Annotated in this window: 15 protein-coding genes; 6 read left to right on the top strand and 9 right to left on the bottom strand. The window is 61.8% G+C overall.

Features of this window, described 5'->3' with window-relative positions; genetic code table 11:
• Positions 1-57 precede the first annotated feature (57 nt).
• Together GPL81_RS15560 and GPL81_RS15565 are read right to left on the bottom strand one after the other, a co-directional pair.
• Positions 58-1,161, bottom strand: a complete 1,104-nt coding sequence (locus tag GPL81_RS15560; protein ID WP_160107473.1) for an NAD(P)/FAD-dependent oxidoreductase — start codon at positions 1,159-1,161, stop codon at positions 58-60.
• A 90-nt stretch (positions 1,162-1,251) separates the two neighbouring features.
• Positions 1,252-2,040 carry an SDR family oxidoreductase gene (locus tag GPL81_RS15565; protein WP_160107474.1) on the bottom strand — a complete coding sequence of 263 codons (789 nt, stop codon included), beginning with the start codon at positions 2,038-2,040 and terminating at the stop codon, positions 1,252-1,254.
• A gap of 197 nt (positions 2,041-2,237) precedes the next feature.
• On the opposite strand from GPL81_RS15565, the gene GPL81_RS15570 reads away from it, so the two are divergent.
• Positions 2,238-2,552 (top strand): NIPSNAP family protein, encoded by a 315-nt coding sequence (locus GPL81_RS15570; protein WP_095192554.1) that lies wholly within the window; start codon positions 2,238-2,240, stop codon positions 2,550-2,552.
• 132 nt (positions 2,553-2,684) lie between these two features.
• On the opposite strand, the gene GPL81_RS15575 is transcribed toward GPL81_RS15570, so the two are convergent.
• Together GPL81_RS15575 and GPL81_RS15580 are read right to left on the bottom strand one after the other, a co-directional pair.
• Positions 2,685-3,614 carry a LysR family transcriptional regulator gene (locus tag GPL81_RS15575; protein ID WP_160107475.1) on the bottom strand — a complete coding sequence of 310 codons (930 nt, stop codon included), beginning with the start codon at positions 3,612-3,614 and terminating at the stop codon, positions 2,685-2,687.
• Between the two features lie 245 nt (positions 3,615-3,859).
• Complete coding sequence (locus GPL81_RS15580) at positions 3,860-5,062, bottom strand: NAD(P)/FAD-dependent oxidoreductase (protein ID WP_160107476.1); 1,203 nt, start codon at positions 5,060-5,062, stop codon at positions 3,860-3,862.
• A gap of 189 nt (positions 5,063-5,251) precedes the next feature.
• On the opposite strand from GPL81_RS15580, the gene GPL81_RS15585 reads away from it, so the two are divergent.
• Both GPL81_RS15585 and GPL81_RS15590 read left to right on the top strand, forming a co-directional pair.
• Positions 5,252-6,283 carry a GlxA family transcriptional regulator gene (locus GPL81_RS15585; protein ID WP_096510242.1) on the top strand — a complete coding sequence of 344 codons (1,032 nt, stop codon included), beginning with the start codon at positions 5,252-5,254 and terminating at the stop codon, positions 6,281-6,283.
• A gap of 94 nt (positions 6,284-6,377) precedes the next feature.
• Entirely contained in the window at positions 6,378-6,698 is a 321-nt protein-coding gene (locus GPL81_RS15590) for a DUF2388 domain-containing protein (protein WP_160107477.1), read from the top strand.
• Positions 6,699-6,781: 83 nt separating this feature from the next.
• Here the strand turns inward: GPL81_RS15590 and GPL81_RS15595 are convergent, their stop codons facing one another.
• Together GPL81_RS15595 and GPL81_RS15600 are read right to left on the bottom strand one after the other, a co-directional pair.
• On the bottom strand, positions 6,782-7,690 hold the full coding sequence (locus tag GPL81_RS15595; RefSeq protein ID WP_096510233.1) for a pyridoxal-phosphate dependent enzyme: 909 nt from the start codon (positions 7,688-7,690) through the stop codon (positions 6,782-6,784).
• A 219-nt stretch (positions 7,691-7,909) separates the two neighbouring features.
• Positions 7,910-8,701: an SDR family NAD(P)-dependent oxidoreductase gene (locus GPL81_RS15600; RefSeq protein ID WP_160107478.1), complete on the bottom strand. Its 792-nt coding sequence runs from the start codon at positions 8,699-8,701 to the stop codon at positions 7,910-7,912.
• A gap of 124 nt (positions 8,702-8,825) precedes the next feature.
• Between GPL81_RS15600 and GPL81_RS15605 the strand changes: the two genes are divergently transcribed.
• Positions 8,826-9,773, top strand: a complete 948-nt coding sequence (locus tag GPL81_RS15605) for a GlxA family transcriptional regulator (protein WP_160107479.1) — start codon at positions 8,826-8,828, stop codon at positions 9,771-9,773.
• 135 nt (positions 9,774-9,908) lie between these two features.
• Entirely contained in the window at positions 9,909-10,568 is a 660-nt protein-coding gene (locus GPL81_RS15610; protein ID WP_160107480.1) for a methyltransferase family protein, read from the top strand.
• A 117-nt stretch (positions 10,569-10,685) separates the two neighbouring features.
• Here the strand turns inward: GPL81_RS15610 and GPL81_RS15615 are convergent, their stop codons facing one another.
• Together GPL81_RS15615 and GPL81_RS15620 are read right to left on the bottom strand one after the other, a co-directional pair.
• Positions 10,686-11,354: an HAD family hydrolase gene (locus GPL81_RS15615; RefSeq protein ID WP_160107481.1), complete on the bottom strand. Its 669-nt coding sequence runs from the start codon at positions 11,352-11,354 to the stop codon at positions 10,686-10,688.
• Between the two features lie 134 nt (positions 11,355-11,488).
• Positions 11,489-11,896 (bottom strand): response regulator, encoded by a 408-nt coding sequence (locus tag GPL81_RS15620; RefSeq protein ID WP_096510228.1) that lies wholly within the window; start codon positions 11,894-11,896, stop codon positions 11,489-11,491.
• 241 nt (positions 11,897-12,137) lie between these two features.
• Between GPL81_RS15620 and GPL81_RS15625 the strand changes: the two genes are divergently transcribed.
• Positions 12,138-13,013, top strand: coding sequence for a LysR substrate-binding domain-containing protein (locus GPL81_RS15625; RefSeq protein ID WP_160107482.1), 876 nt, complete (start codon positions 12,138-12,140; stop codon positions 13,011-13,013).
• A gap of 123 nt (positions 13,014-13,136) precedes the next feature.
• On the opposite strand, the gene GPL81_RS15630 is transcribed toward GPL81_RS15625, so the two are convergent.
• Positions 13,137-14,501 (bottom strand): MFS transporter, encoded by a 1,365-nt coding sequence (locus tag GPL81_RS15630; RefSeq protein WP_160107483.1) that lies wholly within the window; start codon positions 14,499-14,501, stop codon positions 13,137-13,139.
• Positions 14,502-14,582 lie beyond the last annotated feature (81 nt).

Below are 14,582 nucleotides of genomic sequence, written 5' to 3' on the forward strand. Positions count from 1 at the left end.
TAAATCGATGTTGGCTGGAACGACGTCATCGCGAGCAAACTTTGCTCCCACAGGGGGTTATGCGAGTTGTTCCATCACCCGCCTGGCCAGCGCCAGGCAACTGGTCAGGCCTGGCGATTCGATGCCGAACAGGTTGACCAGCCCTGGCAGTCCATGTTCGGCCGGACCGCTGATGCGAAAGTCGGCGGCCGCTTCGTTCGGGCCGCTGATTTTCGGGCGAATGCCGCTGTAGGCCGGTTGCAGGCTGTGATCCGGCAGGCCCGGCCAGTAACGGCGGATCGCCTCATAAAAGCCGTCGGCCCGGGCAGGGTCCACGCCGTAATCGACGGTGTCGACCCACTCCACGTCCGGCCCGAACCGCGCCTGCCCGCCCAGATCGAGAGTCATGTGCACACCCAACCCGGCACTTTCCGGCGCCGGGTACACCAGATGGCGAAACGGCGCCCGGCCGCTGAAGCTGAAATAGCTGCCCTTGCACAATCGCGCCGTGGGGACGTATTGCGCTGGCAGGCCAGCGATGCGACTCGCCACTTCGGGCGCGGACAATCCCGCACAATTGATCAGCTCACGACAGCTCAAGGTCATGGGCTCGGCGCCGCCCATCTGCAACTCGAAACCCTGTTCGGTGCAGCGAGCCGACAACAGCGGCGTATGAAACACCAGCGAGGCCCCATGGGCTTGCGCATCGCCTTGCAAAGCCAACATGAGCCCATGGGAATCGACGATCCCGGTGGACGGCGACCACAGCGCGGCGACGCAGGACAACGCCGGCTCCAGCTCCCGCGCCTGAGCAGCATCCAGCCATTGCAGGTCATCGACGCCATTGCGCCGCCCCTGCTCCAGCAACCGTTGCAGGGCCGTGTGCTGCGTCTCATCGGTGGCGACGATCAGCTTGCCGAGGCGTTGATAGCTGACGCCACGCTCATCGCAGTAGGCGTACAGGCGTTGCCTGCCCTCCACGCACAACTGCGCCTTGAGACTGCCGCCAGGGTAGTAAATGCCAGCGTGGATCACTTCGGAATTGCGCGAGCTGATGCCCGTGCCGATGCCCTCAAAGGCCTCGACCACAATCACTTCGCGCCCGTTCTTGGCCAGGGCCCTGGCCACCGCCAGCCCCACCACCCCGGCGCCCACCACCACACTGTCGATATCGACGCTCATGTCAAACCAGTCCTCGCTCCTGGTATTCGAAAAGATCGCAGCCTCGTTGCACTCGACAGCGCCTACGGGGAATCTGCGGCGCTGGATAAATCAAAACGTGCCCGGATAGCTGCCACCGTCGAGCAACAGGTTCTGCCCGGTGAGGAATCCTGACTGGGCGCCGCAGATGAACGCGCAGTAGGCACCGAATTCATCGGGCTGGCCGAAGCGCTGGGCCGGGACGTGTTTGCGCCGTTGTTCGGCGATGCTGTCGACGCTGGTGCCATTGGCTTCGGCGGCGGCGCTGAGGGTTTTGTGCAGACGCTCGGTCTCGAACGGCCCCGGCAACAGGTTGTTGACCGTGACGTTGTTCCCCGCCAATCGCGCCTGACGCGCCAGCCCGGCGATGAAACCGGTCAGGCCACTGCGGGCACCGTTGGACAGGCCGAGGACATCGATCGGCGCTTTCACCGCGCCGGAAGTGATGTTGACGATGCGCCCGAAACCGCGCTCGGCCATGCCATCGACACAGGCCTTGATCAGCTCGATAGGCGTAAGCATGTTGGTGTCCAGCGCCTTGAGCCAGTCATCACGCTGCCAGTCACGGAAGTCACCGGGTGGCGGGCCGCCAGCGTTGTTGACCAGAATGTCCACCTGCGGGCATGCCGCCAGTACCTGCGCTCTCACATCGGGTGTGCTGATGTCCCCGGCCACGGTACGCACCTCGATGGCCGGCGCCAACCGACGCAACTCCACGGCGGCGGCCTGCAACGCTTCGTCGCCACGGGCGTTGATCACCAGGTTCACGCCCTCCTTCGCCAAGGCCCGCGCACAGGCCAGGCCCAAGCCTTTGCTGGCGGCGCAGACAATCGCCCAGCGTCCCGAAATACCCAAATCCATGACGATGCTCCTGACTGTTCGAAGGGGTCACGTTATCACTGCACAGCCTCAGACCGGGGATGACAAAGGGTGATCACCGGATCAGACCTTTTCATTATCAGCCGCCCGCGACACTGATTACTGTTCACGGACGAACAAGAATCCGCCGACATCGAACGACTCATCGGCAACGCCTCATTCCTGAAGAGACGCCCCCCATGTTCTACGAAATGCGCACCTACACAATCCAGATCGGCAAGATGCAGACCTACCTCAAGCACTTCGAGGAAAACGGCCTGCCGGTGATCTCCCGCTACACCACGCTGGTGGGTTGGTGGTACACCGAAATCGGCGAACTGAACCAGGTGATCCACATCTGGGCCTACGAGAGCCTGGACGAACGCATCAAGAAACGCGCCGCCCTTTACCAGGACCCGGACTGGCTCGAAGGTTTCGTGCCGATCGCGTTCCCGATGCTGGAAAAAATGGAATCGAAACTGCTGATGCCGGCGGCGTTTTCGCCGATCAAATAAGCCCTGACAACCACCGAAAAGAACTGTAGGAGCGAGCCTGCTCGCGAAAGCGGTGTGTCAGGCTCATCAGTGGTGACTGACACTCCCTCTTCGCGAGCAGGCTCGCTCCTACAGGGGCTGCGTAGACGGTCATCACGCAGTGATCAACGGCTGCAGTTCGTCGATCAGCAAGGTCGCCGCCGCAGGCAAATCGGCGCCGATCCGGCTGATCAGGCCATAGGGCTCGACCAGCGCGCGCATCGACAAGGGCAGCGTCACCAATAAGCCGAACTGCGCACAAAATCCGGCGACTTCTGCCGGGACCACCGCCAGCAAGGTCGGGTCCTGCTGCACCAACAGGAGGGTGGCAAACACCGACGAGGTCTCCAGCGGATAACGCGGGATATCCAGCCCGGCGTCCTCCAGCTCACGCTCCAGGGCCTGGCGCATCGGCATGTCCTTGGGGTACACCACCCAGGGGTAATTGCTCAACTGCGTCAGTTGCAGCGACGTGGCACCGGCCAGAGGATGGTCCTTGCTGGCCACCACCGCCAACGACTCTTCGCTCAACTCGATGCAGGCATAGGCGTCCGAGCGTTGGCCGACACTGGTGCGACAAATGGCCAGGTCCAACCGTCCCTGATCCAGCAGCCCCAACAGGTTCGCACTGGTGTTCTCCACCACTTCGATGGCCAGTTGCGGTTGCTTGAGGCGCAAGGCCGTCAAGGCCCGGGTCAGCAACGGCACCGCGCCCATGATCACTCCCACCGACAGCCGCCCACCCTGCCCACGCAAGATGCTCAGCATGTCCTCGCGCAGGTGCTCGACATCGCTGTAGATCAGCCGCGCGTAACGGATCATGCAACGACCCATTTCGTTAGCCATCAGGCCTTGGGGCTGACGCTCGAACAATGGCACGCCCAGCAGCGACTCGACTTCGTGCAGCGCCTTGGTAGCGCCGGACTGGGAAATGGAAATCTGCTCGGCCGCCTTATGCAACGAGCCGCGTTCATCCAGCGCAATCAGCAGGCGCAGTTGTTTGAGGCGCAGGCGTGCGGCGATGCTGGCGAGGGAGGGAATCATAGGGTTTTAGGCTCGAGCATGAGGGGGGCCTTGCCTGGTTTCGGTCGACCAAGGTACGCAGCCCTTTTTTGCGGAAACAGACAGGGATCGACAATTCAATTGTTCTAAAAACTCACGAGTACCCATCATAACTGTAGGAGCGAGCCTGCTCGCGATGGTCTCAAGGTCCCGCGCGTTCCTTCTGACAAAACGCGTCATCGTTGACGACCATCGCGAGCAAGCTCGCTCCTACAGAGGGGAGCCGGTTAAAAGGATGCCAGAGGATCGCCCGCCGCCAACGCATCGGCACGGTTCGCGGCTGGCGGGTATATCCATTGGGTGTTGATCATGCGCTTGCGCTCCTTGCCTTCATCGTGGGTCAGCACGATCTGGCGATCCCAGCCTTCGGTGTACACCGCGCCCCACTCGCCCAGGTCCAGGCAGGTGGCATAGAAGGGTTGACGGTAAGGAAGTGTCGGCACGCCCAGCAGGTCGGCAGCCACGTTGTGCCCGCCAAAGCGCCCCATGATGATCGCGTGCTGGCAGGACATCAGCGAGTAATGACCCTGGTCGTCAGTCAATGCCCTGGCCACATCACCGGCGGCAAACACGTGATCGGTGCCGATCACGCGCAAGTCGTCGGTCACTTCGGCACGCCCCAGGCGGTCGAGTTGCGACGACACTTGCGAGGTCAGGCCGCTGGCCACCAGCCCGCCGGTCCAGATCACGGTCTGGGCGTCGATCCGCTGACCGTTGGCGGTCTGCACGCCATCGGCATCGATGGCGACCACCCCGGAGCCGACCTGGAACTCGATGCCCATCTGCTTCAATGCCTCAATGATCAATGGCCGTGGGCTTGGGCCCAGATCCGGGCCGATGTCATCCGCGCGCTCGACCACGACAACGCGGAATGCAGCATCCGCACCAAGGATTCTGCGCAGTTTTTCCGGCAGTTCAGTGGCCACTTCCAGGCCGGTGAAGCCACCGCCCACCACCACGACCGTGTTGCGTTCCGGCGTGTCCGGCAATGTGCGTAGCCCGACCAGGTGTTCCTCCAGTTCCACTGCATCGGGCAACTGATCCGAGGCAAAGGCGTATTCGGCCAACCCGGGCACCGGCGGGCGATTGAGAATGCTGCCGCTGGTCAGTAACAGGCGGTCATAGACCAGGTTAATGTTTCGCCCGGCGACGGTCCGGGCGCTGACTTGACGGGCGGTAGTGTCGATGCGTTCGACTTCGGCGCCGAGGAACTTAACGCCCACGGCGTCCAGCATCGGCATCAAGGGTGCGGTCATTTCGTGGGGCGAGGGTTCATACAGACGCGGCCTGATGACCAGTTCCGGTCGCGGGGAAACCAGCGTCACCTCGACATCGGCGCTCTTGCCATTGACGTCGAGTACACGGGCCGCACCCAGGGCGCTCCAGACGCCGGCGAAGCCGGCGCCCACAATCACTATGTTCTTGGACATGATCTCTACCTTCGTTCAAGTTATCGAGGCAGACAGCGAGCGAATATCCTACAACCAAGCACCGCCGGCAGGACTAGACTTTGTCGGGCCACTGACATAAAACCCTGAATTCCTGACAGCCGATCAGCAGCCATCACGTTTATACCCTTTGCGAATTATGATTATTCCAACTCGCTAAAACAGAAGCTCATGAACGACATCGCCAGCTCCGCCGTCTGCCCCGATCCACCACCCGACATTCAACCTGACCCACCGCGGTTGATCGTATTCCTCGCCTACCCCGAAATGGGCCTGCTGGACCTGACCGGTGCGCAAACCGTGTTCTGGGCCGCCTCCCGGTACAGGCACGCGCTCAATCTGCCCGGGTACACGCTGCACACCGCCAGCCTGGCCGGCGGCTTGATGCACACCGCCGAGGGCCTGGCCGTTCACACCCTGCCGTTAAGCGATTTTGACGTCGATTCGATCGATACGCTGATCGCTCCGGGCGCACCGAACATTCTCCAGGCCATGAGCTTTTCCCTGGATCTGGTCGCCTGGCTGGCAGAGGCATCGGGCAAAGTCAAACGCACCGCTTCGGTGTGCAGCGGCACCTTTCTACTGGCCGAGGCCGGCTTGCTGGAAGGCCGACGCGCCGCCACTCACTGGAAGATGTGCGACATGCTCAAGGAGCACTACCCGTCGATTGACGTCGATAGCGATGCGATCTTCGTCAAGCACGGTTCGGTCTGGACGTCCGCCGGTGTCAGCGCCGGCATCGACCTGGCCCTGGCGCTGGTCGAAGAGGATTGCGGGCGTGAAGTGGCGCTGCAGGTGGCACGGGAAATGGTGGTGTTCCTCAAGCGCCCCGGCGGGCAAGCCCAGTACAGTCAATTGCTGCAATCGCAAACCAGCGAAGGCGCGGTATTCGATGACCTGCACCTGTGGATCTCGCACAACCTGGCCGGGGAAAATCTCACGGTCGAAACCCTCGCCCAACAAGTGCAAATGAGCCCACGCAATTTTGCCCGGGTCTACAAGCTCAAGACCGGCCGCACCCCGGCCAAGGCCGTGGAGGTGCTACGGATGGAAGCCGCCCGGCGCCTGCTGGAAGATTCCGAGCGCAACATCGATCAAATCTCCCGGCTGTGCGGTTTTGGCGATGAGGAGCGGATGCGTCTGACGTTCCAGCGCAACCTCGGGGTTTCGCCACGGGACTACCGAAGTCGGTTTTCGCGTTGAATCACCGGCCCCATGCAACACCAGGGAACTCCTGATGATCGCCGTGCATCCTAAAATATGAGGCACTTCCTTTTTGCTGCACGAGGACACCGTCATGCGCCGTCTGATTATCGTTTCGTCCCTGCTGTTGTGTTTACCCTTCGGCTCAGCAATGGCCAAAGTGGATGCGGAAGACGTCGCCACCTCGGCCGGCGTTTCCGCTTCGCTGTATTCGACCTTCAAGGATAAAAAAATGATGATTCCCGCCCGGGATGACGCCTCCAGTTTCGTGGCCAGTGGTGGTGCGATTCGCGGGGTTTATCTTGAACAGGTTCTACAGCGGATTCGTCAAACACATCCCGACCTCAACAGCGCAAGCGACGAGGACCTGGCCCGCGCCATTCTCGTCCAGGACGGCGTTGCCGAAGGTCAATAAACGCCAACCTCAGCGGTGGGGCTTGTGAAACCCGGATAGCGTTTCCAGCCCTGCCTTGCTTGAGGCCCAACAGGGTTTTTCGATCAACGAGCCCAGCCGGCCACCAGTTGCGCGCTGATGCTGACGCCGCCACACACCACAACCACCACGTCGTGAGCTTCGGCGATCGCCGGGTGGTCGAGGTAGGCGATGGCCAGCGACACTCCGCAGGCGGGCTCGACCAACTGACGCAAGTCGCTGGCGTAACGCACTACCCCCATGATCGCCTCCTCATCGCTGAGCGTGACCAGTTCGTGGGGGAAATCCAGGATGTGCTGGACCGGCCACGCAGCCACCAGGGATGCGCCGAGCGACCGCGCGACCGTATCGATCCGGGGGAATTTGACCGGATGCCCGGCACTGACGGCGGCGGCGAAAGAAGCTGAACCTTGCGTTTCACAGGCGATGATCCTGCAGTCCATGCGATGGTGGCGGATCAGTCCGGTGAGAATGCCGGCGAGCAAACCACCACCGCCCACCGAGGTCACCAGCGCATCGACCTGCGGACAATCCTCGAGAATTTCATCGATCATCGTACTGTGCCCTTCCCACAGCACCGGATGATCGAAGGCCGGCACGTACTCGGTGTCTGCACCTTGGGCCAATTCCTTCGCCCGCAAATTGGCTTCGTCCCAGACCTTGCCATGGACGATCACCTCGGCACCGGTTTTCTTGATCCTGGCGCGGGTGGATTCAGGGGTCGTGTGCGGGACCACAATGCAGGCTTTCAAGCCCAGGCGGGAAGCAGCCACGGCCGTGGCAAACCCGGCATTGCCGCCGGAAGGACAGATGACCTTGCGCTTCCCCCGCTCTGCCGCCTGACTGCACAAAAGCCCTATGCCGCGCAGTTTGAAGGAGCCGCTGGGTTGCAGGTTTTCCAGTTTGAGCCAGATGCGGCGCGATGGCGTCGACAGGTCGGGATGCAGGATCAAGGGCGTTCTGATATGAAGCATTTCGGGCTCCTGTTGCACGCCGTTGGCCCGTCGAATTTTCCACGGGTCAGCGGTGAACGGTCCTTGTTCAAGCTTAGTTCATGAGCCGTTGCTGATGACGCCCTGTAGGAGCGAGCTTGCTCGCGAAAAACCCGATGACACCGCGGACATCTGGTTTTACGCGTTATCGTTCACGACCATCGCGAGCACGCTCGCACCTACAGGGGGCGTCCACCCGATCTAACGGTAACGCGGCGCCGCCGTGGAATTGTGGAGCAACCCGGTAAGCGCCTGGCGCCGGGCTTCGTAATCGTCCCACTGTGCGCCGTCGTGCAGGCCCGGGATGGTCACCGTTTCGCCGGCGGCCAAACCCGTCAGCGCGGCATCGACCATTTCTTCGACGGACATGACGATTTCCTGCGGCAGGTTTTCCACCGGGTGGCCGGCCTCGTTCCAGAAGTCCGTGGCGGTGGCACCCGGCAGCACGGCCTGGATGCGCACGCCCTTGTCCGCCAATTCGTGAAGCATCGACTGGCTCAAAGCCAGGACGAACGCCTTGGTCCCGCCGTACACACCATTGAGGATTTCCGGGGCGATGGCGACGATCGAGGCGATGTTGATCACGGTCCCGGTACCACGGGTGACGAAGCCGGGCGCGGCGGCATAGGCCAGGCGCGTCAGGGCGGTGATGTTGAGGGTGATCATGTCTTCCATGTCATCCACCGGGCTGCCCAGCAGCGGCAGGACCGCACCGACCCCGGCGTTGTTGACCAGCAAAGTGATGCTGGCATCGCTGCGCAGGATCTGTTCAACCCGCAGTAGATCGGTTTTATCTTTCAAATCAGCGGCGACCACTTCCACGTTGCGCCCGGTTTCATTGCTCAAGCGGCTGGCCAGGGCATTGAGTTTCGCCTGGCTGCGCGCCACCAGAATCAGGTTGTAACCCTGGCGGGCGAGACGGTCGGCGTAGACGGCGCCGATGCCCGACGAGGCGCCAGTGATCAGGGCAGTACCTTTGGATGAAAGAGCCATGTTCAATTTCCTTTGCAGTGCGGCGAGATATTCGCCGGGTGTGAGCTGTTATAAATTGACTGACACGCGTCGCAAATGACGTTTAAAGTACGTTTTTCGGACATGATCGTTTGAGGGCATCGCGATGATCAGCGTGGCGTTTGTGGTTTTCGAGGGGTTCCAGTCCATGGCGCTGGCGGCGATGCCGGTGTTCGAGTACGCCAACTTCAGCGCCGGCGAAGCGCTGTATGACGTGCGCGTGCTGTCCGAGGATGGCCGCACCTTGCGCGCCTCCGGTGGGTTGACCATCGGTACCGAAGCATTCGATGAACGGCTCATCGACACGGTGATCGTGGTCGGTGGCGATGGCATCCTCGAACAGGCTCCCGAAGCGGTACTCGATTACATGCGTTCCAGTGCCCGGACCGCGCGGCGCACGGCATCGATCTGCTCCGGCGCCTTTGTCATGGCCCAGGCCGGTTTACTCGAAGGACGACGGGCCACCACCCATTGGGCCTACGCGCGGCAACTGCAGGAGCGCTTTCCATCGATCAAGGTCGAGGCCGACCGCATCTATGTGATCGACGGTTCGATCTGGACATCCGCCGGGATGACCGCCGGCATCGACCTGGCGCTGGCCATGGTGGAGAAAGACCACGGTGCCGAACTTGCCCGGTCGGTGGCGCAGAAACTGGTGATGTACCACCGCCGTGCCGGTGGCCAGTCGCAACACTCGGCGCTGCTGGCGCTGGAGCCGAAGTCCGACCGCATCCAGACCGTGCTCGGCTATGCCCGGGAACACCTGGCCCAGACGCTGTCGGTGGAACAACTGGCGGACGTGGCGCGCCTCAGCCCGCGCCAGTTCAGCCGTGCCTTTCGCGCCGAAACCGGCCAGTCGCCAGCCAAGGCCATCGAAAACCTGCGCCTGGAAGCGGCCCGGCAAATGCTCGAACGCGGCCGCCTGACCCTCGACCAGATCGCCCTGGAGACTGGTTTCACTGATCGTCGTCGTATGCGCGAAGCCTTCCTGCGGGCATTCGGGCAACCGCCGCAGGTGATCCGCCGCAATGCCCGATCTGACGTGCTTTTGTAGGAGCTGGCTTGCCCGCGATGGATTCAAGAGCACCGTGTTTATCCAGCCCCACGCGTTATCGTTAACGACCTTCGCTGGCAAGTCGAACCGTCGCACCGCAGCTCCTACAATGAAGGGTGTGTGCGTGGAGGTCGTATGAAAATCTCGGCAAAACTGGCGTTTTTCGCCGTCGTGTCCACCCTCGCCTACCTCGCCCTGGCCATTTGGGGGCTGGGCGGCATTGGCGCTTTCTTCTCCCACGGCGCGCTGGTGGTGGTGGCACTGGCGACAGTCGTCATGGCCATCGCTTCGCTGTTCACCGAGGTCAATCTCAGCTCCGGGGAACGAGAAGACCGGGCCAATCGCTGGGTGCTGCCAGCGTTCGGGGTGATCGGCTTATTGAGCGGGTATCTACCGGCCTACACCGACCGCATCGATTTCTGGACCTTTGGCGGTGAAGGCACGCGTTGGCTCGGGGCAATCCTGTTCATTATCGGCGGCGCACTGCGGTTATGGCCGGTGTTCGTACTGGGCAAGCGTTTCAGCGGGCTCGTGGCAATTCAACCGGGGCATCGCCTGGTCACCGACGGCATCTACCGCAACCTGCGCAACCCCAGTTATCTGGGAATGATGGTCATCGGCGTGGGTTGGGCACTGGCATTTCGCTCGAGCGTGGGACTGTTGCTGGCGGCGTTGACGCTGATTCCGCTGATTGCGCGGATTCATTCAGAAGAGGCGCTGCTGAGGGCGCAGTTCGGGGGTGAATATGAGGCGTATTGCGCGCGGAGCTGGCGGTTGATACCCGGGATTTATTGATGCATACAGAACCATGTGGGAGCGGGCTTGCCCGCGATAGCAATCTGTCTGTCACATCAATGCTGGATGTGCCGACGCCATCGCGGGCAAGCCCGCTCCCACAGGGATTAATGTCGCTTACAGGGGCTGCAAACGGATGAGACCGTCGGTATCCACCCGAACGGCAACCAGGTCATAACAGCCCAACGTCGCATGCCCCGTCTCAATCGGCTGTTCATGGGTCGCCGTGACAATCACCAAATCCGCCCCCGCCGCCTGCGCCGCCAGTATCCCCACCGTGGCGTCTTCAAAAACCAGGCAATCCGCTATCTCGACCCCCAGTCGTCGGGCAGCCAACCGATACCCCGCCGGATCAGGCTTGCCCACGCTGACATCCTCGGCAGTGACCATCACATCCGGCTCGGGAATCCCGGCCGCGGCCATGCGACGCAACGCCAGCGTCCTCGGTGCCGAGGTGACGATGGCCCATTGATGGGCCGGCAGTGACTTCAGGAACCGCGCCGCACCCGCCACTTCTGCAACCCCTTCGACATCCTCGATTTCCGCCGCGGTGATCCACGCCGCTTCAGCCTCGGCATCGACACCGGGCAACGCCAGGCGCTGGATGGTATCGATGGCGCGGGCACCGTGGATGGTGGGCAGGAAGCTCTCGACATCGACACCGTGGCGCACGGCCCAATGGGCCCAGACGCGCTCGGCGGCGGCAATCGACGTAAGGATGGTGCCGTCCATGTCGAACAGGAAGGCACGGTATGGGTTGTTGAAAACGGATTTGGAGGTGGGCAAAGGGTCCTTCCTATCTCAGGGAACTGACGGTGTTTCAAGCAATGTACACGATCAATGTAGGAGCCGGCTTGCTGGCGAAGGCGTCCGGATTGTCGATGCAAGACTCGAGGCCCTCTTCGCTGGCAAGCCAGCTCCTACAGGGTACGACGTGAATTGAACGCGCCATCCACGCAATCGAGCAGCTGCCCCAGCGCCCAGGGTTTCTTGATGAACGAGACTTCATGCCGCACGCCGGAGCTTTCAGGGGTCTCGTAGCCGGACATGATCATGATCGGTTTGTCCGGCCAGCGATCGCCGAACAGGTTGGCGAGGTCCGCGCCGTTGAGCGTGCCGGGCATGGTGATATCCGTCAGCAACAACCCGACGCCCTGCGCATGACGCTGCAAGTACACCGAGGCGGCATCCGCACTGGTCTGCGGCTCCACCCTATAGCCTTCTTCCTGCAGAATTTCACAGAGAAACTCCAGAATCAGCGGGTCGTCCTCAACCACCAGAATCAACCCGCCTTGAAGGTCTCCACTCGCCGTCGATATTCGACTCATGACCTTGCCGCTCCCTGTATGCCTCAACGATTTCACGGGCTCTACTCCTCGCCCTACAGGTATGAGCAGCGGCATCGACGGAAATTCATTTTTCATACAGGGAGGCGACGAAATCAGCGCCTTTACAGGCGCTTTCGCTGCGATGCGGCGATGGCGTCCGCCCAAACAACACTTGCATCCACTCATTGCCAATAGTCAGATAGGCACCACAAAGCACACTCAAACAAATGAGCCCCCCGTCATGCGTCAACTGCCCTCGCTCAACATGCTGCGCGTCTTCGAAGAGGTCGCGCGGCATCGCAGTTTCAGCCAGGCCGCCCTGGGCATGAACGTCACCCAGGGCGCGGTGAGCCGGCAGATCAAGCAGCTCGAAGACTACCTCGGCGTGACGCTGTTCATTCGTACGCCCCAAGGCCTGTCGTTGACCGAAGCCGGCACCGCCCTCTCCCCGCACCTGAGCGATGCCTTCGATCATATCGAACGCGCCCTGCAAGCCGTGCGCGTGCCCAACCTGCGTCAGCGCTTGCGGATCGTGGCGCCGCCAACCTGGGCGACACGCTGGCTGTCGGCGCACCTGCGCGCGTTCTGCCAGCGCTACCCGGACATCAGCCTGAGCGTGACCAATCAGGCCAGCCACGACAACCTTGCCGAGATCGACTGCCACATCCGCTTCGGCCTCGAAGCGGACAGCCATTGCCACAGTCAGCTACTGGTCATGGAACGGCACATCGCAGTCGCCAGCCCGGAGTTGTTTACCGCCGGGCAACCACCCGATCTGCAGCGATTGCCGTTGCTGCACATCCTGCACAACGGCAAGCGTTTGAAGGTCTGGGAAAACTGGCTGGCGGCGATGGGCCGCGACGATGTCGATGCCGGGCAAGGGCTGGAGTTCAGCACCCTGGACCAGGTGATCCATACCGCCCTGGCCGGTGGTGGCCTGGCGGTGATCGACCGGCAGATGATCGAAAAGGAACTGGCCAATGGCAGCCTATTGCCGATTACCCCGGTGGAGGTGATCGGGCCGTATGGCTATTGGCTGGATGTGGCGAATGACAAGTGGGGGTTGTCGAAGGTGCGGTTGTTTACCGAGTGGCTGGAGAGGGTCAGCAATCCCTGACACACCGCTACCCCCTGTAGGAGCAAAGCTTGCTCGCGATGGCGGCGTGTCATTCAACGGATATGTTGGATGGTCCGGCGCTATCGCGAGCAAGCTTTGCTCCTACAGGAAGCGTGCCAGTAGTTAGACCGGTGTTGCAGCCTTTCCGGCTACATGCATACCACCCTCCACCGGACTCTGCGCCTTGCACGCCTGACTCAACGTCAGCGACTTGGTCTCCGGTGCCCAGGCCCAGGACAACAACGCCCCAATCCCCAGGATCGCCGCCAGGATGCCCATGGTCGGGCTCAGACCGATCCCCGCCACACTCACCGGCAGCAAGAAGGTGCTGATCGCCGAGCCCAGGCGACTCACCGCCGTCGCCAGGCCAATACCGCTGGCACGCACTTCCGTCGGAAAGCTCTCGGCCGGAAACACGCCCACCAGGTTACTGACCGCCGACAACACCAGGGTGAACAACCCGAACACCAGCACCATCAGGAACGCCGCGCTGCCCGGCAACACCGCCAGCAGGAACAACGCCACCGCCAGGATGATGAACGAGTTGATCAGGAACCCGCGACGGGTGAATTTGATGGTGCACCAGATGCCGATCAGTGCGCCGAGGATCAGCAGCATGTTCAGCATCAGTTCGGTGCCGAAGCCTTCGGCCAGGCCCATCTTCTGCAAGATCGACGGCAGGAAGGTGTAGATGGCGAAGTACGGCATGACGATGCAGACGAAGAACAGGCAGTTGAACGCGGTGCGCTTGCGGTACTCGCGACTGAACAGGATGGCATAACCGGAGCGGGTTTCGGTGGAACGGGTTTCGTCGAGTTCGACGTTGTCGCCCAGGTGTTTCTTGACGATCGCCCGCGCTTCGGCAATGCGGCCCTGATTGACCAGCCAGCGTGGCGACTCCGGGGTGCCGATGCGGGCGATCAGGATCAGTGCCGCCGGGATCGCCGACGAAGCCAGCATCCAGCGCCAGGCATCGTCGCCGAGGCTGAGCATCGCGGTGCCGACAAAGGTTGCCGCCACATAGCCGAAGGTCCAGATCACGCTGAACGAACCGAGCAACACCCCGCGATGTTTCTTCGGCGCGAACTCGGCGAGCATGGCGTGACCGACGCTGAAGTCACCGCCCAGGCCGATGCCGATCAGTACCCGGCAGAGGAACAGGCTCATCGCCGTTTCAACGTAGAACTGCATCACCGACGCGAGGGTGATCAGCACGAAGCTGACCAGGAAGATTTTCTGCCGGCCGACCTTGTCGGAAATCCAGCCGAAAAACAGACTGCCCATGAACAGACCGATCAATGCCGAAGCGCCGATCAGGCCCTGCCAGAAAGCATCCAGCTGCATCTGCGGGCTCAGCAGGGTGAAGGCGATGCCGATCAGGCCGAGGATGTAGCCGTCGGTGAAGTGCGCACCGAAGGTCAGGCCGGCGATCTTGATGTGGAAGCGCCCGATGGGCAGGTCGTCGATTTTTACCGGTTGTACGGACATGTAAGTCTCCAATTGTTGTTATTGACGGAGAAATGAAACCGATATTTCTGGTTTTTTTTGCTTCTGTGGGAGCAAGGCTTG

The organism is Pseudomonas izuensis, from assembly GCF_009861505.1.
Classification (GTDB): Bacteria; Pseudomonadota; Gammaproteobacteria; order Pseudomonadales; family Pseudomonadaceae; genus Aquipseudomonas; species Aquipseudomonas izuensis.

Excerpts from the sequence above, each read along its gene's own strand:
- GPL81_RS15560 (WP_160107473.1), bottom strand. The coding sequence starts at position 1,161 with ATGAGCGTCGATATCGACAGTGTGGTGGTGGGCGCCGGGGTGGTGGGG.
- GPL81_RS15565 (WP_160107474.1), bottom strand. The coding sequence starts at position 2,040 with ATGGATTTGGGTATTTCGGGACGCTGGGCGATTGTCTGCGCCGCCAGC.
- GPL81_RS15570 (WP_095192554.1), top strand. The coding sequence starts at position 2,238 with ATGTTCTACGAAATGCGCACCTACACAATCCAGATCGGCAAGATGCAG.
- GPL81_RS15575 (WP_160107475.1), bottom strand. The coding sequence starts at position 3,614 with ATGATTCCCTCCCTCGCCAGCATCGCCGCACGCCTGCGCCTCAAACAA.
- GPL81_RS15580 (WP_160107476.1), bottom strand. The coding sequence starts at position 5,062 with ATGTCCAAGAACATAGTGATTGTGGGCGCCGGCTTCGCCGGCGTCTGG.
- GPL81_RS15585 (WP_096510242.1), top strand. The coding sequence starts at position 5,252 with ATGAACGACATCGCCAGCTCCGCCGTCTGCCCCGATCCACCACCCGAC.
- GPL81_RS15590 (WP_160107477.1), top strand. The coding sequence starts at position 6,378 with ATGCGCCGTCTGATTATCGTTTCGTCCCTGCTGTTGTGTTTACCCTTC.
- GPL81_RS15595 (WP_096510233.1), bottom strand. The coding sequence starts at position 7,690 with ATGCTTCATATCAGAACGCCCTTGATCCTGCATCCCGACCTGTCGACG.
- GPL81_RS15600 (WP_160107478.1), bottom strand. The coding sequence starts at position 8,701 with ATGGCTCTTTCATCCAAAGGTACTGCCCTGATCACTGGCGCCTCGTCG.
- GPL81_RS15605 (WP_160107479.1), top strand. The coding sequence starts at position 8,826 with ATGATCAGCGTGGCGTTTGTGGTTTTCGAGGGGTTCCAGTCCATGGCG.
- GPL81_RS15610 (WP_160107480.1), top strand. The coding sequence starts at position 9,909 with ATGAAAATCTCGGCAAAACTGGCGTTTTTCGCCGTCGTGTCCACCCTC.
- GPL81_RS15620 (WP_096510228.1), bottom strand. The coding sequence starts at position 11,896 with ATGAGTCGAATATCGACGGCGAGTGGAGACCTTCAAGGCGGGTTGATT.
- GPL81_RS15625 (WP_160107482.1), top strand. The coding sequence starts at position 12,138 with ATGCGTCAACTGCCCTCGCTCAACATGCTGCGCGTCTTCGAAGAGGTC.
- GPL81_RS15630 (WP_160107483.1), bottom strand. The coding sequence starts at position 14,501 with ATGTCCGTACAACCGGTAAAAATCGACGACCTGCCCATCGGGCGCTTC.